The 24,730-nt window shown below is 60.1% G+C and carries 33 protein-coding genes and 1 tRNA gene; 4 read left to right on the plus strand and 30 right to left on the minus strand.

From position 1 onward, the window contains the following. The first annotated feature begins 143 nt into the window (after positions 1-143). Positions 144-455 (plus strand): Grx4 family monothiol glutaredoxin, encoded by a 312-nt coding sequence (gene grxD / locus RY831_RS20170; RefSeq protein ID WP_326508178.1) that lies wholly within the window; start codon positions 144-146, stop codon positions 453-455. A gap of 114 nt (positions 456-569) precedes the next feature. Here the strand turns inward: grxD and RY831_RS20175 are convergent. The 6 genes from RY831_RS20175 to petA form a co-directional block, all read right to left on the minus strand. Further along, a tRNA-Thr gene (locus tag RY831_RS20175) sits at positions 570-645 on the minus strand. A 26-nt stretch (positions 646-671) separates the two neighbouring features. Then, a complete protein-coding gene (locus RY831_RS20180; protein ID WP_326508179.1) occupies positions 672-1,160 on the minus strand; it encodes a ClpXP protease specificity-enhancing factor in 489 nt (162 codons plus the stop codon). A gap of 61 nt (positions 1,161-1,221) precedes the next feature. After that, positions 1,222-1,833: a glutathione S-transferase N-terminal domain-containing protein gene (locus tag RY831_RS20185; RefSeq protein ID WP_119769585.1), complete on the minus strand. Its 612-nt coding sequence runs from the start codon at positions 1,831-1,833 to the stop codon at positions 1,222-1,224. 95 nt (positions 1,834-1,928) lie between these two features. After that, on the minus strand, positions 1,929-2,693 hold the full coding sequence (locus RY831_RS20190) for a cytochrome c1 (protein WP_326508180.1): 765 nt from the start codon (positions 2,691-2,693) through the stop codon (positions 1,929-1,931). Positions 2,694-2,717: 24 nt separating this feature from the next. Next, the gene (locus tag RY831_RS20195) at positions 2,718-4,121 is read right to left on the minus strand and encodes a cytochrome b (RefSeq protein ID WP_326508181.1); all 1,404 of its coding nucleotides are present in this window, start codon (positions 4,119-4,121) and stop codon (positions 2,718-2,720) included. A gap of 2 nt (positions 4,122-4,123) precedes the next feature. Beyond that, positions 4,124-4,732 carry a ubiquinol-cytochrome c reductase iron-sulfur subunit gene (gene petA, locus RY831_RS20200; protein WP_326508182.1) on the minus strand — a complete coding sequence of 203 codons (609 nt, stop codon included), beginning with the start codon at positions 4,730-4,732 and terminating at the stop codon, positions 4,124-4,126. A gap of 282 nt (positions 4,733-5,014) precedes the next feature. Between petA and mscL the strand changes: the two genes are divergently transcribed. After that, a complete protein-coding gene (mscL, locus tag RY831_RS20205) occupies positions 5,015-5,434 on the plus strand; it encodes a large conductance mechanosensitive channel protein MscL (protein ID WP_326508183.1) in 420 nt (139 codons plus the stop codon). Positions 5,435-5,507: 73 nt separating this feature from the next. Here mscL and RY831_RS20210 read toward each other — a convergent pair whose 3' ends face one another. Continuing rightward, a complete protein-coding gene (locus tag RY831_RS20210) occupies positions 5,508-6,206 on the minus strand; it encodes a response regulator (protein WP_326508184.1) in 699 nt (232 codons plus the stop codon). Between the two features lie 81 nt (positions 6,207-6,287). Further along, positions 6,288-7,052, minus strand: a complete 765-nt coding sequence (locus RY831_RS20215) for a Nif3-like dinuclear metal center hexameric protein (protein WP_437126306.1) — start codon at positions 7,050-7,052, stop codon at positions 6,288-6,290. A gap of 16 nt (positions 7,053-7,068) precedes the next feature. On the opposite strand from RY831_RS20215, the gene RY831_RS20220 reads away from it, so the two are divergent. Then, positions 7,069-8,232: a Do family serine endopeptidase gene (locus RY831_RS20220; protein ID WP_326508186.1), complete on the plus strand. Its 1,164-nt coding sequence runs from the start codon at positions 7,069-7,071 to the stop codon at positions 8,230-8,232. A 24-nt stretch (positions 8,233-8,256) separates the two neighbouring features. Next, positions 8,257-8,928 (plus strand): DUF2461 domain-containing protein, encoded by a 672-nt coding sequence (locus RY831_RS20225; protein ID WP_326508187.1) that lies wholly within the window; start codon positions 8,257-8,259, stop codon positions 8,926-8,928. Between the two features lie 81 nt (positions 8,929-9,009). Here the strand turns inward: RY831_RS20225 and tatC are convergent, their stop codons facing one another. The 22 genes from tatC to mlaD all read right to left on the minus strand — a co-directional run bounded on the left by tatC (position 9,010) and on the right by mlaD (position 24,695). Continuing rightward, positions 9,010-9,777, minus strand: a complete 768-nt coding sequence (gene tatC, locus RY831_RS20230; protein WP_326508188.1) for a twin-arginine translocase subunit TatC — start codon at positions 9,775-9,777, stop codon at positions 9,010-9,012. Positions 9,778-9,913: 136 nt separating this feature from the next. Continuing rightward, positions 9,914-10,399, minus strand: coding sequence for a Sec-independent protein translocase protein TatB (tatB, locus tag RY831_RS20235; RefSeq protein ID WP_326508189.1), 486 nt, complete (start codon positions 10,397-10,399; stop codon positions 9,914-9,916). Positions 10,400-10,471: 72 nt separating this feature from the next. Next, positions 10,472-10,672, minus strand: coding sequence for a Sec-independent protein translocase subunit TatA (gene tatA, locus RY831_RS20240; RefSeq protein ID WP_326508190.1), 201 nt, complete (start codon positions 10,670-10,672; stop codon positions 10,472-10,474). A gap of 69 nt (positions 10,673-10,741) precedes the next feature. Then, positions 10,742-11,113 (minus strand): histidine triad nucleotide-binding protein, encoded by a 372-nt coding sequence (locus tag RY831_RS20245; protein WP_326508191.1) that lies wholly within the window; start codon positions 11,111-11,113, stop codon positions 10,742-10,744. A gap of 58 nt (positions 11,114-11,171) precedes the next feature. After that, positions 11,172-11,510, minus strand: coding sequence for a phosphoribosyl-ATP diphosphatase (locus RY831_RS20250; protein WP_326508192.1), 339 nt, complete (start codon positions 11,508-11,510; stop codon positions 11,172-11,174). Positions 11,511-11,610: 100 nt separating this feature from the next. Then, positions 11,611-12,015 carry a phosphoribosyl-AMP cyclohydrolase gene (hisI, locus tag RY831_RS20255; protein ID WP_326508193.1) on the minus strand — a complete coding sequence of 135 codons (405 nt, stop codon included), beginning with the start codon at positions 12,013-12,015 and terminating at the stop codon, positions 11,611-11,613. After that, a complete protein-coding gene (gene hisF, locus RY831_RS20260) occupies positions 12,012-12,776 on the minus strand; it encodes an imidazole glycerol phosphate synthase subunit HisF (RefSeq protein WP_326508194.1) in 765 nt (254 codons plus the stop codon). Before hisF ends, hisI begins: the two co-directional genes overlap by 4 nt. 2 nt (positions 12,777-12,778) lie before the next feature. Beyond that, the gene (gene hisA, locus RY831_RS20265; RefSeq protein ID WP_326508195.1) at positions 12,779-13,567 is read right to left on the minus strand and encodes a 1-(5-phosphoribosyl)-5-[(5-phosphoribosylamino)methylideneamino]imidazole-4-carboxamide isomerase; all 789 of its coding nucleotides are present in this window, start codon (positions 13,565-13,567) and stop codon (positions 12,779-12,781) included. 72 nt (positions 13,568-13,639) lie between these two features. Continuing rightward, on the minus strand, positions 13,640-14,278 hold the full coding sequence (hisH, locus tag RY831_RS20270; RefSeq protein WP_326508196.1) for an imidazole glycerol phosphate synthase subunit HisH: 639 nt from the start codon (positions 14,276-14,278) through the stop codon (positions 13,640-13,642). A 56-nt stretch (positions 14,279-14,334) separates the two neighbouring features. Continuing rightward, positions 14,335-14,931, minus strand: a complete 597-nt coding sequence (gene hisB / locus RY831_RS20275) for an imidazoleglycerol-phosphate dehydratase HisB (protein ID WP_326508197.1) — start codon at positions 14,929-14,931, stop codon at positions 14,335-14,337. Between the two features lie 18 nt (positions 14,932-14,949). Next, a complete protein-coding gene (gene hisC, locus RY831_RS20280) occupies positions 14,950-16,038 on the minus strand; it encodes a histidinol-phosphate transaminase (protein WP_326508198.1) in 1,089 nt (362 codons plus the stop codon). A gap of 69 nt (positions 16,039-16,107) precedes the next feature. Continuing rightward, positions 16,108-16,875 (minus strand): DNA-methyltransferase, encoded by a 768-nt coding sequence (locus RY831_RS20285; protein WP_326508199.1) that lies wholly within the window; start codon positions 16,873-16,875, stop codon positions 16,108-16,110. Positions 16,876-16,933: 58 nt separating this feature from the next. Further along, positions 16,934-18,247: a histidinol dehydrogenase gene (hisD, locus tag RY831_RS20290; protein ID WP_326508200.1), complete on the minus strand. Its 1,314-nt coding sequence runs from the start codon at positions 18,245-18,247 to the stop codon at positions 16,934-16,936. A 4-nt stretch (positions 18,248-18,251) separates the two neighbouring features. Beyond that, positions 18,252-18,917, minus strand: a complete 666-nt coding sequence (gene hisG / locus RY831_RS20295; protein ID WP_326508201.1) for an ATP phosphoribosyltransferase — start codon at positions 18,915-18,917, stop codon at positions 18,252-18,254. Next, on the minus strand, positions 18,918-20,168 hold the full coding sequence (murA, locus tag RY831_RS20300; RefSeq protein ID WP_326508202.1) for a UDP-N-acetylglucosamine 1-carboxyvinyltransferase: 1,251 nt from the start codon (positions 20,166-20,168) through the stop codon (positions 18,918-18,920). It abuts the gene before it with no gap. Next, the gene (locus tag RY831_RS20305; protein WP_326508203.1) at positions 20,168-20,404 is read right to left on the minus strand and encodes a BolA family protein; all 237 of its coding nucleotides are present in this window, start codon (positions 20,402-20,404) and stop codon (positions 20,168-20,170) included. The genes murA and RY831_RS20305 overlap by 1 nt, the downstream gene beginning before the upstream one ends. A 51-nt stretch (positions 20,405-20,455) precedes the next feature. Further along, positions 20,456-21,211 (minus strand): ABC transporter permease, encoded by a 756-nt coding sequence (locus tag RY831_RS20310; RefSeq protein WP_326508269.1) that lies wholly within the window; start codon positions 21,209-21,211, stop codon positions 20,456-20,458. Further along, complete coding sequence (locus tag RY831_RS20315) at positions 21,211-22,125, minus strand: ABC transporter ATP-binding protein (protein ID WP_326508204.1); 915 nt, start codon at positions 22,123-22,125, stop codon at positions 21,211-21,213. Before RY831_RS20315 ends, RY831_RS20310 begins: the two co-directional genes overlap by 1 nt. Before the next feature lie 135 nt (positions 22,126-22,260). Then, the gene (locus RY831_RS20320) at positions 22,261-22,557 is read right to left on the minus strand and encodes an STAS domain-containing protein (protein WP_326508205.1); all 297 of its coding nucleotides are present in this window, start codon (positions 22,555-22,557) and stop codon (positions 22,261-22,263) included. Positions 22,558-22,585: 28 nt separating this feature from the next. After that, positions 22,586-23,233, minus strand: a complete 648-nt coding sequence (locus RY831_RS20325) for an MlaC/ttg2D family ABC transporter substrate-binding protein (RefSeq protein WP_326508206.1) — start codon at positions 23,231-23,233, stop codon at positions 22,586-22,588. A gap of 146 nt (positions 23,234-23,379) precedes the next feature. Next, positions 23,380-24,228 (minus strand): MlaA family lipoprotein, encoded by an 849-nt coding sequence (locus tag RY831_RS20330; RefSeq protein ID WP_437126302.1) that lies wholly within the window; start codon positions 24,226-24,228, stop codon positions 23,380-23,382. Beyond that, positions 24,225-24,695: an outer membrane lipid asymmetry maintenance protein MlaD gene (gene mlaD, locus RY831_RS20335; RefSeq protein WP_326508207.1), complete on the minus strand. Its 471-nt coding sequence runs from the start codon at positions 24,693-24,695 to the stop codon at positions 24,225-24,227. The genes RY831_RS20330 and mlaD overlap by 4 nt, the downstream gene beginning before the upstream one ends. Positions 24,696-24,730: the final 35 nt, after the last annotated feature.

A 24,730-nucleotide genomic window follows, 5' to 3' on the forward strand; every position in this document is an offset into this window, starting at 1 on the left:
GGGCTGGGCGCTTGCCCTGAATGACGCCGCCGCTTCGCGGTAAAGGAGCGCGCGGTGACGCATGCCACGCTGCCATGCATTGCCTGCCGGCGGGCCGGGTTTTCCCTATAATGGAGCCATCTTCAATCTGCAGAGGTCATACCATGAGCGACGTACAGAGCTGGATCAAAGACACCGTGACACAGAACCAGGTGGTGCTTTTCATGAAAGGCACGGCGCAGTTTCCGCAGTGCGGCTTTTCCGGCCGCGCTATTCAAATCCTGAAAGCGTGCGGTGTCGACAATATCGTCACTGTCAACGTGCTGGAGGATGCGGATGTGCGCCAGGGCATCAAGGAATTCTCGAACTGGCCGACCATTCCTCAGCTGTATGTGAAAGGCGAGTTCGTCGGCGGATCGGACATCATGACGGAGATGTATGAATCCGGCGAATTGCAAGGCCTGCTGAAATCCTGAAGCAGGCTTGCGGCATCCCTGCTTCGCATGGGGATGCCGGAATCGAATGCGAAACCATGAAAAGCATTCTGAAATGAAAAAACCCGTGAATATTTCTATTCACGGGTTTTTTACTGGTGCCGGCTGCCGGATTCGAACTGGCCACCTGATGATTACAAGTCAACTGCTCTACCAAATGAGCTAAGCCGGCGAAAACTTGAAGACCCGAATTATACGCTATTTGATGCGAGTTAGGGTAGGCCTTCCGCCTTTTTTTGGCGGCTCGTTGTTGTCATCGGGGTCGGAGCTTTCCGTCGGCGCGACCGGGTCGTCATTCCCCGACGGTACGGCGGACAGTGCGGGACCTTTCGGCGCATCGTCGGCTACCTGCGGCTCTTCATCGCGCGCGGGCAGACTGGATACCTCGAATGCCATGCCCTGGCCATTTTCACGGGCATAGATGGCAACGACGTTGTCGACCGGAACCACGATTTCACGAGAGACGCCGCCGAACCGCGCATTGAAGCTGATGACATCGTTTTCCATCTTCAATCCGCTCGTCGCGGTGAAGCTGATGTTCAGGACGATTTCACCATTCTTGACGAACTCGCGCGGCACGCGTGTCTGCGCGTCGACTGCGGCGGCGAGATAAGGCGTGTACCCATTGTCGGTACACCATTCGTATATCGCGCGCAGCAGATAGGGTTTTGTAGAGATTTCGGACATGGCTTCCTGGCCGGGAATGCAAATGCGCCACATGCCGGTGCCGGCGGATGGCGCACTCCCATCAGCGGCGCATTACCTTTTCAGAGGGCGTCAGTGCTTCGATGTAGGCAGGACGCGAAAAGATGCGCTCTGCGTACTTCATCAGAGGCGCAGCCGTCTTGGATAGTTCGATGCCGTAGTGATCGAGACGCCACAGTAGCGGTGCCACAGCTACGTCGAGCATCGAGAATTCGTCGCCGAGCATGTATTTGTTCTTCAGGAACAAGGGAGCAAGCGTTGTCAGGCGATCCCGGATTTCGGCACGCGCCTTCTCATGCACTTTTTCCGAGCCCTTGGACTTGTCGTTTTCCAGCGTATGCACGTGAACGAACAATTCCTTCTCGAAATTGAACAGCATCAAGCGCGCGCGCGCGCGCATCAGCGGATCGGCCGGCATCAGTTGCGGGTGGGGAAAGCGCTCATCGATGTACTCGTTGATGATGTTGGACTCGTACAAAATCAGGTCGCGTTCCACGAGAATGGGCACCTGACCGTACGGGTTCATCACCGAAATGTCTTCCGGCTTGTTGAACAGATCGACGTCGCGGATTTCGAAATCCATGCCTTTCTCGAACAGGACGAGACGGCAACGCTGGGAAAAGGGGCAGGTTGTGCCCGAATAGAGAACCATCATTTTGTAGTTCCTTAGAAACAAAAGGGTGAGACGTCGGACGGCTCACCCCAGAATTAACGCCCGCCGGCCTTTTTGGACCGACGGGCCGCATATTGCTATTTGATGTCTTTCCAATATGAGGCGTTCAGGCGCCATGCCAGCAGCAGGAAAAAGCTGAGGAATAGCAGTACCACCACGCCCAGACGCTTGCGGCTGTTCTGCGCTGGCTCGCCCATCCAGCTCAGATACGAGACGAGGTCGGCGGTTGCGTTGTCGAAGTCGAGCGAAGACACGGTACCCGGCTTCACCTGCTCGAAACCGGCAAACTTGTGAACGACCTTGGAAGCGTCGTGCGGATCTTTTTCCTCAACGAACTTGGCTGCGCGCACACCTTGCATTTCCCACATGACATGCGGCATGCCGACGTTGGGAAAAACGAGGTTGTTCCAGCCTGTCGGGCGGCTATCGTCCTTGTAGAACGTGCGCAGGTAGGTATACAGCCAATCGGGGCCGGATCCCGCGCTGGAGGACTTTGCCCGCGCGATCACGGACAGGTCGGGCGGAACGGCGCCGAACCAGGTCTTGGCATCCTTTGCCGGCATCGATATCGACATCAGGTCGCCGACCTTTTCCGAAGTGAACAGGAGATTGTTCTTGATCTGTTCATCGGTCAGGCCGATATCACGCAGGCGGTTGTAGCGCATCGCCGATGCCGAATGGCAGTTCAGGCAGTAATTGACGAACAGCTTGGCGCCGTTCTGCAATGCCGCCAGGTCGGTCGTCCGGTCGGGCGCCGAGTCCAGCGGAAAAGTCGCTTCGGCGGCAATCGCCATTGCCGGCACGAACGCCAGGACCGCAATGAATTTCTTCAACAATTTCATGGTTCTGTTATCCCTTTTTGCGGCTTAGTGCGGCTGGAATGTGACACGGTCCGGCACGGGCTTGAAGCTGCCCATCGTGCTCCACCACGGCATCAGCAGGAAGAAGCCGAAGTAGATGAAGGTGCAGATCTGGGCAACCAGCGTACCGATCGGAGTCGGTGCCTGGACGCCAAGATAGCCGAGTGCCAGGAAGGCGATGCCGAACACCAGGTAGACATAGCCATGCCAGGTCGGACGGTAGCGGATCGACTTTGCCGGCGAATGATCGAGCCATGGCAGCGCGGCCAGGATAAGCACCGACACACCCATGAGCACCACGCCCCAGAACTTCGCGTCGAAGATAAACATCGCGATGACGACGACAGCGCCGATGACGGCGACCGCCATCTTGATCGGGCTTGCAAGACGGGACTTGAGCACGACCAGGGCGACGTAGGCGATGACGCCGAGCTCCAGCGCATACATGAACTGCGATGTGGTTGCGCGCAGAATCGAGTAGAACGGCGTGAAGTACCAGACCGGTGCGATGTGCGGAGGCGTCTTCAGCGGATCGGCAGGAATGAAGTTGTTGTACTCGAGGAAGTAGCCGCCCATTTCCGGAGCGAAGAACACCACGGCGCTGAACACGATCAGGAAGATCGCAACACCGAAGACGTCATGCACCGTGTAATAAGGATGGAAGGGAATGCCGTCGAGCGGAACGCCGTTTGCATCCTTGTGCTTCTTGATTTCGACGCCGTCCGGGTTGTTGGAGCCCACTTCATGCAGGGCGACGATGTGAGCAACGACCAGGCCGATGAGCACCAGCGGGATCGCGATCACATGCAGCGAGAAGAAGCGGTTCAGCGTTGCGTCGGACACCACGTAGTCGCCGCGGATCCAGAGCGACAGGTCGGGGCCGATGAACGGAATTGCGCCGAACAGGTTGACGATCACCTGCGCGCCCCAGTAGGACATCTGTCCCCAGGGAAGCAGGTAGCCGAAGAAGGCTTCGGCCATCAAGCACAGGAAGATGCCGACGCCGAACAGCCACAGCAGTTCGCGCGGCTTGCGATAGGAACCGTACAGCAGCGCCTTTGTCATGTGCAGATAGACGACGACGAAGAAAGCCGATGCGCCTGTGGAGTGCATGTAGCGCACCAGCCAGCCCCAGGGCACGTCGCGCATGATGTACTCGACCGATGCAAATGCGAGATTGGCATCCGGCTTGTAGTGCATGACGAGGAAAATGCCGGTCACGATCTGGATCACGAGCACCAGCAGCGCCAGCGAGCCGAACATGTACCAGAAGTTGAAATTCTTCGGCGCGTAATACTCGGAGATGTGCGCCTTCCACGTCGATGACAGCGGGAAACGCTCATCGATCCATGCCAGCGCCTTGCCTGACAGGGGAACGGGCGTGCCGGTCGGTTTTTGTTGTGTCGCCATGATTATGCTTCGCCTTTCTCGTCTTTGCCGATCACGAGCTTGGTGTCGCCGACATACATGTGCGGCGGCACTTCCAGGTTGTCAGGAGCAGGCACGTTCTTGTATACCCGTCCCGCCAGGTCGAAGGTCGAGCCATGGCACGGGCAGAGGAAGCCGCCCTGCCAGTTGTCGGGAAGGGATGGCTGCGGTCCGGGCTGAAGCTTGGTGGTCGGCGAGCAGCCGAGATGCGAGCAGATACCGACGGCGACCAGGATGTCCGGCTTGCGCGAGCGGTATTCGTTGCGGGCGTATTCGGGCGTGAGTTCTTCGGGATTGCGTTCCGACTTGGGATCGGCCACTTCGGCATCGGTTTTCTTGAGCGATTCGACCATTTCCGGCGAGCGCTTGAGAATCCATACGGGCTTGCCGCGCCATTCCACGGTTCTCAGCTCCCCTGGAGCAAGGCCGGTGATATCGACTTCAACCGGAGCACCGGCGGCTTTTGCGCGCTCGGACGGCTGGAAGGTGGAGACAAATGCCCCCGCTGTGGCCAGTCCGGCCACCCCGCCTACCGCGCATGTCGCGGCAAGCAAGCCACGCCGACCGGAATCGACCTGCTTTTCGTTACTCATACCAACCCCAATCATTATAAATACGAAATCTGTACGAAACTTCTAGCAACCTTAGATTATAACGGACGCCGGAACTGAATTAAAGGGAAACCCTTTTTCCTCGCGCAAATTACGGGAACTTTTTGTTTGGAGTACACAGAAGAGCGTACGAAAGACAGTGTTCATCGCCTTCGGAAAGCGTTCATTTTCTGCAAGAATGACGCAGGGAGGCGTGCAACTACGGGAAAATCCGGGCATGCGCGTCCATCACCGACGACTATATGAAACAAGAAAGGAAAATCGATGGGAATGCTGCAGGAATTCAAAGCCTTTGCAATCAAGGGGAACGTGATCGATCTGGCCGTGGGAGTCATCATCGGCAGCGCGTTCGGCAAGATTGTCGATTCGATGGTCCAGGATGTGATCATGCCGGTGGTCAGCCGACTGGTCGGCGGCCTGGATTTCTCCAATTACTACCTGCCGCTCAATGGCCAGGGCACGGCACTTACGCTGGTCGAGGCAAAGAAAGCGGGTGCAGTATTGGCTTACGGAAATTTCATGACTATCCTGCTGAACTTCCTGATACTGGCTTTCATCATTTTTCAGATGATCCGGATTCTCAACAAGGCCAAGCGCAAGGAGCCGGAGGCCGAACCGGCCGCGGCAGTGACGCCTGAAGACGTCCTGCTGCTGAGAGAAATCCGCGATTCGCTGAAAAAATAGGCACAGCTCAGGCGCAGGCGCGCAGCCATTCCTCAGCTCGTCGGGGAATGGCCGTACCGGCCTGGCTTGGGAATCACTTGTGGACGCGGGGCTGCCCTATCTGCAGCAGGCCCCGGCGGTGAGCCTCGAAAACGGCTTCACCGCGGGAATGAACCGCCAGCTTGCCGTAGATGTTCTTGATATGCGTCTGCACGGTACCGACGGAAACGGAAAGAAGCTTGGCGACTTCACCATAACTGTCGCCACGGGCAATCAGGTCCAGGATCGCCGACTCGCGCTTGGTCAGACTGGTCGCGGGGTCCTGCTCTCTGGCCACAACCGGCTTATTGCCGCCGCGGACTTTGGCCAGCACCATGCGCGCAATCGCGGGGCTCATGGGTGCGCCACCGGAACGCAGATCGAGCACGGCGCGAGCGATGTCGGTCTTGCCGGCATCCTTGAGCACATAGCCTGAGGCGCCGGCCTCAATGCATGCCAGCACATTGGCCTCGTCGCTCGACATGGTGACCACCATGATGTCGGTCTGCGGATGCCGGCTGGTGCATGCATGAATGACTTCGAGCCCCGAGCCGTCGGGAAGGCCCAGGTCGGTCATCAGTACTTCGGGCACATTCACCTCGAGCCATGTCAACGCGGCCTTCACGCTTTCGAGCGCGGCAAGCAGCCTGAGCTTCGGCTCCGACTCGATTGCCAGCGACAGCGCCTTGCGTGTGACTGCATCGTCCTCCACGATCATTACGCCGATTGGATGGCGCGATGTTTCTTCTTGCATAATTACTCCTCACCTAGCGTAATCATACCTTCATCTTCCGATTGGAATGACCTACTTTCGGTTTATTGCGGGGCAATGCGGTCATACGGGATTGTCGACATCGATGAATTCATGCTCGATGTCGAACCGGCTCGCCAGATGCTCGCCTAGCGACTGCACCCCGTAACGCTCGGTCGCGTGATGCCCGCATGCCATATAGGCAACGCCGGTTTCACGCGCGAGATGCACGGTCGGTTCTGAGATTTCACCGCTCAGAAAGAGGGTCGCACCCGCGGCGATGGCATTTCCCAGCATGCCGTGCGCCGCTCCGGTGCACCAGCCGATGCGACCGAGCGGCTGCTCCGGGTCGCCGATCAGCAGCGGCTCGCGATTCAACCGCGTACCGACATGACGCGCCAAGTCGCCGGCGGTTTTCAGACTGACATCCTGCGCGACGCCCAGCCATCCGAGGCTGTCATCGCCGAAGCGGCCATCCGGCGACAGCCCCAGGCGCTGCGCCAGCTGGACGTTGTTGCCGAATTCCGGATGCATGTCGAGCGGCAGGTGATAGGCAAACATGTTGAGTTCATGCGACAGCAGCAACTTGAGCCGCCGGTGCTTGGGTCCGATCACGCGCGCATCCTCGCCTTTCCAGAAATAACCGTGATGCACGATGACGGCGTCAGCGCCGGCATCGGCGGCCGCTTCCAGCAGGGCCAGGCTGGCGGTTACGCCAGTGACGATCTTGCCGATCTCGCTGCGCCCCTCGACTTGCAAGCCATTTGGGCAATAGTCGCGAAAACGGTTAATATCGAGCGTTTGCTCCAGATGTTTTGCGAGCTGGTCTCTACTTATCGTCTTACGCATCATCGTTATCCTTAATATGCGACGTCTCTGGCTATTGTTCGCCCAAACCGTTACTGTCGGCCTGGCGCTCTGGTTTATTGTAGCGAGCCTGAAGCCGGAATGGGCCATCAGCCTGCTCGGCGCCGGCCGCGGCCAGCACGTGACCACCTCCCCGGCCCAGATTCTCCAGGCGCCGGCTGCTGCGCCAGCGCAGGATTCCTATCGGGAAGCGGCAAGGCGCGCGATGCCTGCCGTGGTAAACATCTTTACCACCAAGGGCGCGCGCCAGCCCAAGACGCCTTTCATGGATGATCCGCTGTTCCGCCGCTTCTTCGGCGACCAGCAGGAAGACAGGCAATTCAGCCTGGGCTCCGGCGTGGTGATCAGTCCGCAAGGCTATGTGCTGACGAATAACCATGTCATCGAGACCGCCGATGAAATCGAGGTCGCACTGGCGGACGGCCGCAAGGCAGTGGCCAAGGTGGTCGGCACCGACCCAGAAACCGACCTCGCGGTGGTGAAGATCGACCTGCCGAACCTGCCCGCCATCACCCTCGGCAACGCCGATCAGGCTCGCGTCGGCGACGTGGTACTCGCCATCGGCAACCCGTTCGGCGTCGGCCAGACCGTCACCATGGGGATCGTGTCGGCGCTCGGACGCAATCATCTTGGCATCAACACCTTCGAAAACTTCATCCAGACCGATGCCGCAATCAACCCGGGCAATTCAGGCGGTGCGCTGATCGATTCAAGCGGCAACCTGCTGGGCATCAATACGGCGATCTATTCGCGCAGCGGCGGCTCCCTGGGCATCGGCTTCGCGATTCCGGTCACCACGGTGAAGGACGTGATGGAGTCCATCATTGCAACGGGACAAAAGGTGCGCGGCTGGATCGGCGTCGAGCCGCAGGACATCACGCCCGAGCTGGCTGAAAGCTTCGGCCTGACCCGCAAGTCCGGCGTCATCATCGCAGGCGTGCTCAAGGGCGGTCCGGCGGACAGGGCGGGCATGCGCCCGGGCGATATTCTCGTCGCCGTCGAAGGCAAGCCGGTCAGCGACACGACCGACATGCTGAACCTGATCGCGCAGCTCACTCCGGGTAACAAGGCCAGGATGACGGTAATGCGCAAGTCCCAGGAATCGACGATTGATGTCACCGTCGGCAAGCGGCCGAAGCCCAAGCGCGAGGACCAGGAGTAGCCGTCTCTCTTCAACCGAGCCTTTATGCATACACGCGACCTGATCCAATTTCTTTCCGAGCTGGGCGAAAATAATAATCGCGCCTGGTTCGTCATGAACAAGCCGCGCTATGACATCCTGCGCGCCGAGTTTCTTGAACTGGTGTCCGGCATGATTCCCCAGATCGTGAAGTTCGATCCGGAAGTGGCGGGCTGCAATCCGAAAAAAGCGCTGTTTCGCATCAACCGCGACATGCGGTTTTCCAAGGACAAGAGCCCGTACAAGACGACATTTTCAGCGGCGATCACGGCGAGCGGCCTGAAGAAACCCAGCCAGGGGGGCGGCCCGGCCTATTATTTTCATGTCGATGCACAGGGCGTGCTGCTGGTTGCCGGCGGAGAGTACATGCCGCCTTCCGATCGTCTGCGTGCGATCCGCCAGCATGTGATCGCAGATGCGGCGGGATTTTCCAAGGTGTTGAAGAACCGGAAATTAAGGGAAACCTACGGCGACCTCCAGGATGAAGGAAAACTGTCCAGACCGCCGAAGGGCTTCGATCCCGACGTGCCGCACATCGAGTACATCAAGCACAAGAGTTTCATTGTCTGGAAAGAAAGCAGCTTGAAGAAGAGCATTCCCGCCGATCTCGGCAAGGAGATCGTATCCGGTTTCAAGGATGCTTATCCCCTCGTGCATTGGCTGCGGCAAGCCAAATAGGTATCCGGGAAATAGGTCTCAGGGAAAAACAAAGGCCGGCGAATGCCGGCCTTTTTTCATCGCGCGCATGCAAACAACATCTCACGCCTGATCGCTGACCTCTTCGGGCGCTCTCGTCGCGCGGGCAAAGGCTGGTGCGATCAGCAGGCCGACCTCGTACAGCAGGCAGATCGGTATCGCGAGCAGCAACTGGCTCATGACATCTGGCGGCGTCACCACGGCAGCGACGACGAATGCGCCGACGATCACGTAGGGGCGTACTTCCTTGAGCTTTTCCACCGTGACCAGCCCCATGCGTACCAGCACGATAACCACGATCGGCACTTCGAAGGTGACGCCGAATGCGATGAACAGCGTCATCACGAATCCGAAATAACTTTCGATATCAGGGGCGACGTTGATCGACTTCGGCGCGAATTCATTGACAAACTTGAAGACCATGCCGAACACGAAGAAATAACAGAAGGCGACGCCGGCGAGGAACAGCAGCGATGACGACACCACCAGCGGTGCAACCAACTTCTTCTCGTGGGTGTACAGGCCGGGTGCAATGAAGGCCCATGCCTGGTAGAGCACGACCGGCAAGGCGATCAGGAAGGCAAGCAGCAGCGTCACCTTCACCGGGATCAGGAACGGCGTGATGACGCCGGTCGCAATCATTTTGCTGCCTTCCGGAAGCGCAACCATCATCGGCATGGCCAGCAGGTCGTAGATGTTGCCCGCCCATGGCATCAGGCAAAGGAAAACGATAATGATCGCAATGGATGCCCTCATCACCCGGTTGCGCAATTCAACCAGATGCGAAATGAAGGTATCTCCGGCACCAGCCGTGTCGTCGTCGTTGATCATACGGAGGTGTTATGCAAATGTAATACGCATTGGTTAGCGGCCAAGTTCGTTGCGAACCCTGCCGCGACTAAACGGAAGCCCGGTCTGGGATGCTGCAAGACCCTGGTGTTTGGATCGGATCGGCATGCTTGAAGGCTCAGTCGTGAAATGAAGCAGTGGACTTGCGCGCTGCCGCAGGCCGAAACTTTGCAACCCGCGCCGCTCCGGACATGACATGGGTGCGGCGTCCGCTCTGCTTCTTGTACCAGGATGGAACCGCCGAAGTGCGAGCCAGTTTTTTCTTGCGAAAATCCTTGGCTTTCACTCCGATCTGATCCGGCGTCGACGGTTCGAGCAGGGGATTGGAGAGCGCTTCCTGTACGTCGCTCTGCATGTCGGCGACATTCTGCGCGATCGTCTCCTCGACGCTGGTCGCCGCCTCCTGCATTTCCTTCTGCATCTTGCGCAGTTCGTCGAGTTCGATCTCGCGGCTGACTTCGGATTTGACTTCGTTGATGTAGCGCTGCGCGCGGCCGAACAGCGTGCCGGCCATGCGCGCGACTTTCGGCAGGCGCTCGGGTCCGACAACGACCAGGGCAACCACGCCGATCAACGCAAGTTTGGAAAGACCAAGATCAATCATGATGGGAAGCTGGCGGTATTGGCATTCGCGGCATGGAGTCGAGCTCCATGCCCGTCGTCGTCAAGCCCGTGATCAGCTTTTCTTTTCCTTCGCTTCGACGTCGATCGTCGCCTTGTCGGCGGCGGCTTTTTCCTCGTCGCCCTTGACGCCGTCCTTGAACCCCTTGACGGCCTTGCCGAGGTCGGAGCCCATGTTGCTGATTTTCTTGGTACCGAAGATCAGCATGACCACCACCAGAACGATCAGCCAATGCCAGATGCTAAATGAACCCATTGCTTTCTCCTAATGGACGCGCGCGTCCTCATTCATACTGTTGCATACTTTCTTGCCGCCGGATCCGGTTCACCGCTGGCCGCGCCAGGGACGCGGACCGCCAATGACATGCAGATGGAGATGGTACACCTCCTGTCCGCCGTCGGGTCCGGTATTGAACAGCGTCTTGAATCCGCCGGTGCCAATACTGCCGTCTGCAGCTTCGTAACCGCAGCCCTGTTCCTTCGCGAGCTTCGGCGCCAACAGCATCATTTTACCCAACAACGCGGCATGACTTTCACTGCAGTCAGCCAGTGTAGCAATATGTTGTTTCGGGACAATTAAAAAATGCACCGGAGCAGCGGGATTGATGTCATGGAAGGCGATCAGATCGTCGTCTTCATAGATGGCTTTCGTTGGAATCTGCTTGGCAGCGATCTTGCAGAAAATACAGTCGGTCATGATATTTCCCGTTAGCTATGGCGGATGATTGAACAAGTATTTACGGCAACGTCATCGATCATTCGGTCCGGGCAGCCTTTTCGTCGATGCCGGACAATCCTTCGCGACGGGCAAGCTCGTCGATCACATCCTGCGGTTTCAGGTTGAATTGCGCAAGCAGCACCATCGAATGGAACCAGAGGTCGGCGCATTCATAGAGTACCTTGGATGCATCGCCGCCGGCGCGGGCATCCTTTGCCGCCATCACGGTTTCCGTGGCTTCTTCGCCGATTTTTTTCAGGATGGCATCATCGCCCTTGGAAAACAGGCGAGCGACATAGGACTTTTCGGGGTCGCCGCCATTTGCGATCTTGCGCGACTCGATGACATCGGCGACGCGTTTCAGGATTTCACTCATTGCAGGAGGACGGATATTCCGCTGTGTGTCGGTTGATGTGATCGGTTTCGTTGACCGGCCGCCATGCCATCATGCCTGGCTGCATGCGGCCTGGCATGTCTTATTTGTAAATGGTGCCGGGGTCCTTGAGGACGGCATCGACCGATTGCCAGTCGCCGCCGTTGGCGTCGCCCTCGAATTTCTGGAAGAAGCAGGAATGCCGTCCGGTATGGCAGGCGATCTTGCCGACCTGCTCGACCTTCAGCAGCACGACATCCTCGTCGCAGTCGAGGCGAATCTCGTGCACCTTCTGCGTGTGGCCGGACTCTTCACCCTTGTGCCACAGTTTCTTGCGCGAGCGGCTCCAGTACACGGCCTCGCCGAGTTCGACCGTCTTCGCCAGGGCATCGCGGTTCATCCAGGCAAACATCAGCACATCATTGCTGCCAACTTCCTGGGCGATGACGGGAACCAGCCCCTGCTCGTCCCATTTCACCTTGTTGAGCCATTTGCCGGCCGAGCTCATGCCAGCCTCATCGGGATGCCCTGGCCGGACATGAATTTCTTCGCTTCCTGCACGGTATGCTGGCCGTAATGGAAAATGCTGGCCGCCAGCACCGCATCGGCCTTGCCGACCTGGATGCCGTCGGCGAGATCCTTCAGGCCGCCAACGCCGCCCGAGGCGATCACCGGGATCGAGATCGCATCCGAGACGGCGCGCGTCAGGTCGAGATCGAAGCCGCTCTTGGTGCCGTCGCGGTCCATGCTGGTCAGCAGGATTTCGCCGACGCCCAGGCTTTCCATCTTTTTCGCCCATTCGACCACGTCCAGGCCGGTGGCCTTGCGGCCGCCGTGGGAAAACACTTCCCAGCCACCTTCAGCCTTGCGCTTGGCGTCGATCGCCACCACGATGCATTGCGAGCCGTACTTCTGCGCGGCATCGGCCACCATCTGCGGATTGGAGATCGCGGTGCTGTTGATGCTGATCTTGTCGGCGCCGGCGTTGAGCAGGCGGCGCACATCCTCGACGGTGCGCACGCCGCCGCCCACCGTCAGCGGAATGAAGACCTGCGACGCCACCGCCTCGATGATGTGCAGGATCAGGTCGCGCCCGTCGGAGGTGGCGGTGATGTCAAGAAAGGTCAGTTCATCGGCGCCCTGCTCGTCATAGCGGCGGGCGATCTCGACCGGGTCGCCGGCATCGCGCAGCTCGACGAAATTGACGCCCTTGACCACACGGCCGGCGGTGACGTCGAGACAGGGGATGATGCGTTTTGCAAGGGACATGCTTACTCTTCTTCCGTCTCTTCCTCGATGCCGCTCAGAGCGTCGGCGCGCTCCTGGGCGGCGCGCAGGTCGAGCGTGCCTTCATAGATGGAACGGCCGCAGATCACGCCCTCGATGCCTTCATCCTGCACAGCGCACAAGGCTTCCACATCCTTGATGTTGTGCACGCCGCCGGAGGCGATCACGGGAATGGTCATGCTCTGGGCCAGCTTGACAGTGGCGTCGATGTTGACCCCGGCCATCATGCCGTCGCGGCCGATGTCGGTGTAGACGATGGCTTCGCAGCCATAGTCCTCGAATTTCTTGGCCAGGTCGATGACTTCATGCCCGGACAGCTTGCTCCAGCCGTCGGTGGCGACCTTGCCGTCCTTGGCGTCGAGGCCAACGATGATCTGGCCGGGGAAGGCGCTGCAGGCGTCGTGCAGGAAGCCCGGATTCTTCACCGCGGCGGTGCCGATGATGATGTAGGACAGGCCGTCGTCAAGATAACGCTCGATGGTGTCGAGGTCGCGAATGCCGCCGCCCAGCTGGATGGGAATCTCGTCCGTGTCGTTCTCGAGCGCAAACTCGCGCACGACCTGGATGATGGATTTCACCGCCGCTTCATTCTTCGGCTTGCCGGCGAAGGCGCCGTTCAGGTCGACCAGGTGCAGCCGGCGCGCACCCTGCATCAACCAGTGCCGCGCCATCTCGGCGGGATCTTCGGAAAACACGGTGGCTTGTTCCATATCGCCCTGTTTCAGGCGCACGCAATGACCGTCCTTGAGGTCGATGGCAGGTATGAGCAGCATGGCTACATGTGTAATGGAGTGGGTTGATGAAAGTGATGCTGAAACCGAAACAAAGAAACAACTTCTCTGGAATCAGGGATTCCAGTGCGCGAAATTCTTGTAAAGCTGCAAACCTGCGGCAGCGCTCTTTTCCGGATGAAACTGGGTAGCGAATATATTATCTTTGGCGACCGCGCATGCAAAGGGTGCGCCGTAGTCGGTCTCGCCGGCAGTATGAGCTGTTTCCGCCGGCTGCGCATAGTAACTGTGCACGAAGTAGAAATAACTGTTGTCAGCAATGCCATTCCACAGCGGATGGGACAGCGTCTGCCGGACCCGGTTCCAGCCCATTTGCGGCACCTTGAAGCGCGATCCGTCTTCCTGCAGCATGCCGTCAAGGCGAAAGCGCACGACTTTTCCCGGGATCAGGCCGATGCCCGGCGTATTGCCTTCCTCGCTCAGGTCGAACAGCAGCTGCTCGCCGACGCACACGCCCAGCAGGGGCTTGGTGCGGGTCGATTCGATCACGGCTTCCTGCAGGCCGGATTCGCGCAGGCAGCGCATGCAGTCAGGCATCGCGCCCTGCCCGGGGAGCACCAGGCGGTCGGCGGCACGGATGTCGGCGAGTTCGCCGGAAATGCGCACGTCGGCTTCCGGCGCGACATGGCGCAGCGCCTGCGCCACCGAGCGCAGGTTGCCCATGCCGTAATCCACAACAACGATCTTGTTCATATCTGAAATATCAATCGACGCCCTGCGCCGCTTATTCGTTTTACCCGCTTGAGTCGTTACAGGCTGCCCTTGGTCGAGGGAATCGTTCCCGCAGCGCGCGGATCGAGTTCGGCGGCCATGCGCAGTGCGCGGCCGAAAGCCTTGAATACGGTTTCGCACTGATGGTGCGCATTTTCGCCGCGCAGATTATCAATGTGCAATGTGACCAGCGCATGATTGACGAAGCCCTGGAAGAATTCATGGGTCAGGTCGACATCGAACGCGCCGATCATCGAGCGCTTGAACGGCACGTGGAATTCGATGCCGGGACGCCCGGAGAAATCGACCACGACGCGCGACAGCGCTTCATCGAGCGGCACATAGGCATGGCCGTAGCGGCGGATACCCTTCTTGTCGCCGATGGCCTTGGCGAAGGCCTGTCCCAGCGTGATGCCGACGTCTTCGACCGTATGGTGGGCATCGATGTGCAGGTCGCCCTTGGCTTCGATGTCGAGATCGATCAAGCCGTGGCGGGCGATCTGATCGAGCATGTGGTCAAGGAAAGGAACACCGGTATTGAGCTTTTGCTGACCGGTACCGTCGAGGTTGATCGCGACGCGGATCTGCGTCTCGTTGGTATTGCGGGTGACCTCTGCAACGCGGGGCGTGGACATGTGAATGATGACTAAAATTTATGGAGCCAGCGATGCCATCACGGCATCGAGCAGCAGGCGGTTCTCTTCGGCGGTGCTGACGGTGATCCGCAAGCAGTTTTCGAGCAATGGGTGCATTTTACCGACATTTTTGATCAAAACCTTACGATCTAATAATGCAGAAAAAACATCATTGCCGTTTACTTTTTCATGGTTGATGCGCACCAGCAGGAAATTCGCTGCCGACGGGAATACTTCGATTCCCGGAAGCACACTCAGCGCGACCGACAGGCGCGCGCGTTCTTCCCGCAAGCTGGCCGCCTGCGCATCGAGCACATCGACATGGTCGAGCACGAATTCGGCGGCGGCTTGGGTCAGTACGTTGACGTTGTACGGCGGGCGGACCTTGTCCAGTTCGACCAGCAGTTCGCTGGCGGCCGACATGTAACCGAGCCGGATGCCGGCCAAACCCAGCTTGGACACGGTGCGCATGACTACCAGATTAGCAAATTCCGGCAAGCGCGGCATGAAACTCGCCTGCGCGAACGGCTGGTAGGCCTCGTCCACAACCACTAGGCCGCAATCCTGCGCCGCCCGGATGATGTCGACCATATCGCTTTCATCGAACAGGTTGCCGGTCGGATTGTTGGGATAGGCAAGGTAGACTATGGCGGGCTTGTGCTCGGCAATCGCGGCCAACATGGCCGGCTTGTCGAGGCTGAAGTCCGCCTTCAGCGGCACGCCGACGAATTCCATGCCGGCAAACCTGGCCGACATCGCATACATGACGAAGCCCGGCGTCGGCGCCAGCACCTTGGCGCCCGGCTTGGCGCAGGCGACCGACAGCATGGATATCAATTCATCGGAGCCGTTGCCGAGCACCACGTCGTAGCCGGCGGGCACGCCGAGGCCGGTGCAGATCTTATGCTTGAGCTCGCTGTAGGACGGCACCGGATAGCGGTTCATCGCCACTTCGGCGAGGCGTTTTCCGAGTTCGGCGCGCAGGTGTTCGGGCAGCGTGTACGGGTTTTCCATGGCGTCGAGCTTGACGAAGCCGGCGGAGTCCGGCACATGGTAAGCCGCCAGCGCGCGCACGTCGGCTCGGATGATGGTGTCGATCAGGGACATGGTGTTTTTATCTCGATCTCGGAAAAGCGGCGAGCTGCCTGCCGCAACTGTTTTGATTCATGGCTTGCTTCATGCGACCTTGTCGTCCAGCGCCGCGAGACGGGAATCGATCAGTTCGCAATAGCCGGCATTGAGTTCGAAGCCAACGAAATTCCTGCCGCAGCGCCTGGCCGCCACCGCGGTCGTGCCGCTGCCCATGAAGGGATCGAGCACGATGCCGTCGGGCGGACAGGACGCCTTGATCATGCGCTCGATGATTTCCAGCGGCTTTTGCGTCGGATGATCGGCCCGTTCGCGGTGCTCGCGGTGCAGCCGCGACACGCTCCAGACGTCCTTCGGGTTATAACCGATTTCCAGCCACTTGGCGCCGACGAAGATGGAACGCGACCTGGCCTTCTTGGTTTCGGCATCATACGGGATGCGTACCGCGTCGAGGTCGAAATGATAATCGCGCGCCTTGGCGAAGAAGCCGATGGTGTCATGCACCGAGGAAAAGCGGCGGGTGCTGCCGCCCATCGACGGCACGCGCCGGTCCCAGATGATCTCGTTGATCATGGTCATGCGCTTTTTCAGCATGACGAAGATTTCCGGCGAATAGCGCCAGGTCAGGAAGATATAGAAGCTGCCGTTGGGCTTGAGCTTCGGCAGCGCCGCATCGACCCACTGCTCGGTCCATTGCAGGTAGGCTTCGGCATCGAGCTTGTCGGAGTCGTTGCCGTAATCCTTGCCCAGGCCGTAGGGCGGATCGGCGATCAGCAGGTCGATGCTGGCGTCGGGAATGCGGGCCAGGCCCTGCAGCGCGTCTTCGCAATGGACGGTATTGAGCCAGGACGTCATTGCCGTTCACCGAGCAATGCGCCCGCAAAAGCCGCACCGCGCCGCGGTTCCGACGCCCTCATTTGAGCCGGTACTCGGCCGAGCCGGCATGTGCCTGCAGGCCTTCGCCGTAGGCGAGCTCGGCGGCGATCCTGCCCAGCGTCTGCGCGCCGGCTTCGCTGACGTGGATGATGCTGGAACGCTTCTGGAAATCGTAGACGCCAAGCGGCGAGGAGAAACGCGCGGTGCGGGAGGTCGGCAGCACATGGTTGGGGCCGGCGCAGTAGTCGCCCAGCGATTCCGAGGAAAAGCGCCCGAGGAACATGGCGCCCGCATGGCGCACCTTGTCGGCCCACTGCTGCGGCTGTTCCGCCGAGATCTCCAGGTGTTCGGCCGCGATCAGGTTGGCGATCTCGCAGGCCTCGTCCATGTCGCGCACCTTGACCAGCGCGCCGCGGTTGGTGAGCGAGGTGCGGATCACGTCCTTGCGCGGCATGCCGTCGAGCAGGCGATTGATGCTGGCCTCGACCTTCGCGATATAGGCGTCGTCCGGGCAGACCAGGATGGATTGTGCCAGTTCGTCATGCTCGGCCTGGGAGAACAGGTCCATCGCCACCCAGTCGGGATCGGTGGAACCATCGCACAGCACCAGGATTTCCGACGGGCCGGCGATCATGTCGATGCCGACGATGCCGAACACGCGGCGCTTGGCGGCGGCGACATAGGCATTGCCGGGTCCGACGATCTTGTCGACCTGCGGAATGGTGGCGGTGCCGTAGGCCAGCGCGCCGACGGCCTGCGCGCCGCCGATGGTGAAGACGCGGTCGACGCCGGCGATGGCGGCGGCGGCCAGCACCAGTTCATTCTTCACGCCGTTGGGCGTGGGCACCACCATGATGACTTCCTGCACGCCCGCCACCTTGGCCGGGATCGCGTTCATCAGCACCGACGACGGATAGGCGGCCTTGCCGCCGGGGACGTAGATGCCTACCCGGTCGAGCGGCGTGACCTTCTGGCCGAGCACGGTGCCGTCGGCTTCGGTGTAGGTGAAGCCGTCGCTGCCGGTTTCGGCCTTCTGCCGCTCGTGATAGGCGCGCACGCGGTCGGCGGCGGTCTGCAATGCATTGCGGCGCTCGGGTGCGAGCGATTCGAGGGCGGCGCGCAGCTCATCCTTGCCGATTTCCAGGCTGGCGACGCTGCCGCTTTCCAGCTTGTCGAAGCGATTGGTGTAGTCGAGCACGGCGGCATCGCCGCGGGCCTTGACGTCGGCGAGGATCTGCGCGGCGGCGCGGTCGATCGCTTCATCCTCGCTGGCTTCGAACGCGAGCACGGCGGACAGCCGGGCCTTGAAATCGGGAACGCTGGAATCGAGTTTGCGGATCTGGATGGTCATGGTGTCATGCCGCTTTCGGGGCTTGGCTTGCCGAGGCTTGCTCGAAGGCCTCCAGGATGGGCTGCAGGCGCTCGCGCTTGAGTTTCAATGCGGCCTGGTTGACCACCAGGCGCGAAGAGATGTCGAGGATGTGTTCGACCTCGACCAGGTTGTTGGCGCGCAGCGTGCTGCCGGTGCTGACCAGGTCGACGATGGCATCCGACAGGCCGACCAGCGGGCCCAGCTCCATCGAGCCGTAGAGCTTGATCAGGTCCACGTGGACGCCCTTGGCGGCGAAGTGTTCGCTAGCGCACTTGACATACTTGGTGACCACGCGCAGGCGCGCGCCCTGGCGCACCGCGCTGGCGTAGTCGAAGCCGGCGGGCACGGCGACCGACAGCCGGCACTTGGCGATGTTGAGGTCGATCGGCTGGTACAGCCCTTCGCCGCCATGCTCGAGCAGCACATCCTTGCCGGCCACGCCGAAATCGGCCGCGCCGTACTGCACATAGGTCGGCACGTCGGAGGCGCGCACGATGATGACGCGAACGTCGGGATCGGTGGTCGGCAGGATCAGCTTGCGCGACTTTTCCGGGTTTTCGGTGACCTTGATGCCGGCCGCCTCCAGCAGCGGCAGGGTTTCTTCGAAAATGCGGCCCTTGGAGAGTGCGAGTGTCAGTTGCCGGCTCATTTACTTGACCCGCTCGATGTTGGCGCCGACCGCAGACAGCTTGACTTCCATGCGGTCGTAGCCGCGGTCGAGGTGGTAGATGCGGTCGACCAGCGTCTGCCCTTGCGCCGCCAGCGCCGCGATCACCAGCGAAGCGGAGGCGCGCAGGTCGGTTGCCATCACCGGCGCGCCGACCAGCTTGTCGACACCCTGCACGATCGCGGTATGGCCGTCGATTTCTATCGAGGCGCCGAGGCGGTTGAGTTCCTGCACGTGCATGAAACGGTTCTCGAAGATGGTCTCGGTCACGCGGCTGCTGCCTTCGGCGATGCAGTCGAGCGCCATGAACTGGGCCTGCATGTCGGTCGGGAAGCCGGGATATTCGATGGTGCGGAAGCTGACGGCCTTCGGACGCGCCGACATCTGCACCCGGATCGAGTCGGGGCCGGTGGTGATGACGGCGCCGGCTTCGCGCAGCTTGTCGATGGCCACTTCGAGGATGTCGCTGCGGGTGTTCCTCAGCGTGACGTCGCCGCCGGCCGCCGCGACCGCGCACAGGAAGGTGCCAGTCTCGATGCGGTCGGCGATCACGGTGTGCGATGCGCCATGCAGCTTGTCGACGCCCTGTACCACCAGGCGGTCGGTGCCGATGCCGTCGATCTTCGCGCCCATCGCCACCAGCAGATTGGCGAGGTCGGTGACTTCCGGTTCGCGCGCCGCGTTTTCCAGCACGGTCTCGCCTTCGGCAAGGGTTGCCGCCATCAGCAGGTTCTCGGTGCCGGTGACGGTGATCATGTCGGTGACGATGCGCGCGCCCTTCAACTTCCTGGCCTTGGCATGAATGTAGCCGGCCTCGATGCTGATGTCGGCGCCCATCGCCTGCAGGCCCTTGATGTGCTGGTCAACCGGGCGCGAGCCGATCGCGCAGCCGCCGGGCAGCGACACCTTGGCTTCGCCGAAACGCGCCAGCAACGGGCCGAGCACCAGGATCGATGCGCGCATGGTTTTCACCATTTCATAGGGCGCCTCGCACTTGTCGATGGCCCCGCCATTGAGGGAATAGCGGTCGCCGTCCTGCTCGACGCGCAGCCCCATCTGGCGCAGCAGCTTGAGCATGGTGTTGACGTCCTGCAAATGCGGCACGTTGGACAGCTGCACCGTGTCGGCCGTCAGCAGGCCGGCGCAAAGGATGGGCAGCGCCGCATTCTTGGCGCCGGAAATGGTGATGTCCCCGGACAGGCGCTTGCCCCCGGTAATGAGGAGCTTGTCCATTATTTCTGGAATTCTTCAGGTGTGAGAGTCTTCATCGACAGTGCATGGATTTCTTCGCGCATGCGGTCGCCCAGCGCCGCATACACCAGCTGGTGGCGCTGGATAAGGCGCTTGCCGGCGAAGGCATCGGAGACGATCACTGCGTTGAAATGCTGGCCGTCGCCTTCCACCTCAAGGTGGGTGCAGTCGAGGCCGGCGGCGATGTAAGTTTTGACAAGCTCGGGTGTAGGTAGCATGGTCTTCCCTTTGTGACCTGGTTGACCTGACGGTCTTGGTGATGCTTAGTCTTAGTGACGCAGCTTGTATCCGCGCTTGAGCATGCGGATCGCGAATCCCGCGAGCAGCGCGAAGTACACGCTGACAATGGAAAAGCTGAACAATGGATCGACGTCGGACTTGCCGAAGAAGCCGTAACGGAAGCCGTCAATCATATAAAAAAACGGATTGAAGTGCGATACCGTCTGCCAGAAAACCGGCAGCGAATGGATGGAATAGAACACGCCCGACAGAAAGGTTGCCGGCATGATCAGGAAATTCTGGAAGGCCGCGAGCTGGTCGAACTTCTCCGCCCAGATGCCGGCGATCAGGCCCATGGTACCGAGGATGGCGGCGCCCAGCAGGGCGAAGATGGCAATCCACCACGGCGCGAAGAAGCTGAGGTCGGTGAACCAGGTGGTGATCAGGAACACGCCGGCGCCGACGGCCAGGCCGCGCACCACGGCCGCCAGCACATAGGCGGCGAACAGGTCCCAGTGCGACAGAGGCGGCAGCAGCACGAACACCAGGTTGCCGGTGATCTTGGACTGGATCAGCGACGAGGAACTGTTGGCGAACGCATTCTGCAGCACGCTCATCATCACCAGGCCGGGCACCAGGAAGGCGGTATAGCGCACATCCGGATACACCTGCACATGGTCTTCCAGCACATGGCCGAAGATCAGCAGGTAGAGCATGGCGGTCAGGATGGGCGCGGTGATGGTCTGGGTCGCGACTTTCCAGAAACGCAGGATTTCCTTGTAGAACAGGGTCTGGAAGCCGGTCATCACTTCTCCCCTTCCATGATCTGGATGAACACGTCTTCCAGGTCGGCCTGCTGCAGGTGCATGTCGTCGATGACGGCGCCGGCCTCGCGCAGCCTGGCCAGTATCGGCTCGACCTCGGTGTAGTCGTTGACACGCAGCGTGTACTTGCCGCCGGCGATGAGTTCGTCAGGGTGCGACACCAGCGGCTTGAGGGAATCCGGCAGGCTGCCGCTCGCCAGGTGCACGATCAGCTGCGAGCCCGAGATGCGCCTGAGCAATGCGGACGTGGAATCGAGCGCCACCACCCTGCCTGCCTTGAGCATGGCGATGCGGTTGCACAGGGCCTGCGCCTCTTCCAGGTAATGCGTGGTGAGGACGATGGTATGGCCTTCGCGGTTGAGGCGGGAAATGAATTTCCACAGAGTCTGGCGCAACTCCACATCGACGCCCGCGGTCGGCTCATCGAGTACGATCACCGGCGGACGGTGCACCAAGGCCTGGGCCACCAGCACGCGCCGCTTCATGCCGCCGGACAGCGCGCGGGTGTTGGTGTCGGCCTTGTTGGTCAGGTCCAGGTTGGCCATCACTTCGTCGATCCAGTCGTCGTTCTTCTTCAGGCCGAAATAGCCGGACTGCATGCGCAGCGTTTCGCGCACCGTGAAGAACGGATCGAACACCAGTTCCTGCGGCACCACCCCGAGCCGCTTGCGGGCTTCGCGGTAGTCCTTGACGACATCATGGCCATGGATTGATACCGTGCCGGAATCGGCGCGGTTGAGGCCGGCGATGATGGAGATCAGGGTTGTCTTTCCCGCACCGTTCGGGCCCAGCAGGCCGAAGAATTCTCCCGGTTCGATGGACAGGGAAACGCCGCCAAGCGCCTGAAGGGACTTGTAGCGTTTTTCGACATTGACGATTTGAAGAGCTGCAGCCATGGCGGCTAGGTCACTTTATCGGGAGGGCCCGCTTGCGCGCTCGGCGACGCAAGCTTTGGCGGAACCCTTGATTATATTGGATTTCCGGTCAGGAAGCCGGAACAGGGACGGATCGACGGGTCGGCGGGCGGACCGTCAATGATGGGCGAGATCGCCTTGATGTTCGCCGGCGCGGGCGACGGAAACAAGCTCGTCGACGCCGTACAGCGTGATCAGGCTTTTCAGGCTGGCGGTGGGATTGCGGAAGGCAAGCGGCTTGCCGGCACGCTGCGCGGCGCGCTGCCATGCCAGCATGGTGGCCACCGCGGCCGAATCGACCACGGACAGGCCGCCCAGGTCGATCTCGGTCTGGCCTTCGGCGATCGCGCGCAAACCGGCTTCAAGCACGGTCTGCGCGTTATTGACGGTCAGCGTCGGGGTAGGCTGATACATGGATGGATTGGATGGATCGGTATCGGAATCAGGACTTGGCGGTTTTCGCGGCGCTTGCGGCAAGGCGCTTGTTCCTGTCCGACAGCGTCTTGATCAGGCCGTCGATGCCGCCCTTGTTGATTTCGGAGGCGAAGTTGCCTTTGTAAGTCTCGACCAGCCAGGCGCCGAGCACGTTCACATCATAGATCTTCCAGCCGCTCGGCGATTTTTCGAGGCGGTAGTTCAGCTGGATCGGATCGCCGCCGCGCGGCTGCAGGACTTGGGAACGGACCTCGACTTCGGTATCGGCCGCGTCGGCGCGCAGTGGCTTGAACTCGAGCTTCTGATCCTTGACCTGGGAAATGGCGCCGGAATAAGTATAGATCAGCAGCGAACGGAACTCGTTGGTCAACTGCTTCTGCTGTTCCGGCGTGGCTTCGCGCCAGAAACGGCCGGCTGCCAGCGCGGTCATGCGCTGAAAGTCGACGTGGGGAAGAATCTTGGATTCCACCAGGTCGAGCACTTTTTTCTGGTTTCCGCCCTGAATATCCTTGTCGCTCTTGGCGGTTTCAAGGACTTCTTGGCTGATGCGCTTGACCAGCGCGTCGGGCGCCTCCTGGGCCGAGGCAGCCGGCGCAAAGCCGAGCGTACCGATCGTCAGGCTGGCGATGGCAAATAAAGTCTTAAGCAGTTTCATAAATTCCTGAATGAATTAGACAATTAGCAGCAATGCAATTGGCAGTAGAGCAATTGGAAATTGATCATCGGTATTCGGCGGCGCGAACGCCGCGCCGCAATTCGGGAAACGCACGACAGGCCGGATAGGCATACCAACCAACCGTATTATTGTTTTGTTTCCGCGACGGGCATGGTGCCCGCACCCTCATTTTTTTCCAGTTTGACAACCGGTCCGGTAGCCGGTTCCGACGCGGAGGCAGGCAAATTCTTGCCTGCGGATTCGTCGATGGCCTCGGTCGGGCCGACATCATGTTCGTATTTCGAGCTTGGAGCATCGCCGTCGTACACCTTGCTCTGCCTGCGCTGCAGGTAAGCATCCCGCACGAATACATAACGATCGAGCGCCGCTTCTTCGACCAGATTGGAAGCATCGAGAACGCTCGCGCGCAAGTCCACCAAGCGAACGATGGAGCCGGCATTGCGCCAGCGCACCGGATCGTAATAACTCCAGAGATCGGCACCCATGTCCACCGGCATTGCAGCGGTATCGCGCAGCGTGGAAGATCCGAAGATGGGTAGCACGACATAGGGACCGGACTTGACGCCCCATTTGCCGAGCGTCTGGCCGAAATCTTCCCTGTGCTTGGTCAGGCCGGCTTCGGAGCCGATATCGAGTACGCCGGCGAAACCGAAAGTGGAGTTGACGGCAACCCGCATGACATCGGAAAAACCGTCCTCTACCTTGCCCTGAAGGAAATTGTTGATTGCAGTCCAGACGTCGCCGAGATTGCCGAAGAAATTGCCGACACCGATCTGCACGAATTGCGGCACCACATTGCTGTACACCTCGGCCGCCGGCTTGACAGCCACCTGATCCACCTTGTCATTAAACGTGAACATGGCCCGGTTGAAACCTTCAAACGGATCCTGGGGGTTGGTGGTCGCGCAGCCGGATAAGACGAGTGCCATGGCAACCAGGCTTGTTTTTATTGATAGTGCGGCCTTCATTGTCATTCGCCTTCCTTTCCTTCCGCCGCCTTGCTATAGAGAAACTGACTGATCAGGTTTTCCAGCACCACCGCGGATTGTGTCATTTTGATACGGTCGCCGGCTGCCAGGTTGTTGGTATCCCCGCCTGGCTCCAGACCGATATATTGTTCGCCAAGCAAGCCGGATGTCAGGATTTTGGCTGAACTGTCCTTGGGAAACTTGTAAGTGCTTTCCAGGCTTAGTGTTACGTGGGCCTGGAAAGTCTTGTCGTCGAATCGGATATCGGCCACCCGCCCCACCACCACGCCGGCACTCTTGACCGGCGCGCGCGGCTTGAGGCCGCCGATATTGTCGAACCGGGTTACAACCGTATAGGTGGGAGCAAATGAGATGGAGCTCATGTTTCCGGCCTTCAATGCCAGAAACACAAGCGCCGCCGCACCCAACAAGACAAAAATGCCGACCCAGAGGTCCAATGATTTACGTTGCATGACTACATACTCACACTATAGGCTGCAAAACCACT

Source organism: Noviherbaspirillum album (assembly GCF_035916955.1).
Classification (GTDB): domain Bacteria; phylum Pseudomonadota; class Gammaproteobacteria; order Burkholderiales; family Burkholderiaceae_D; genus Noviherbaspirillum; species Noviherbaspirillum album.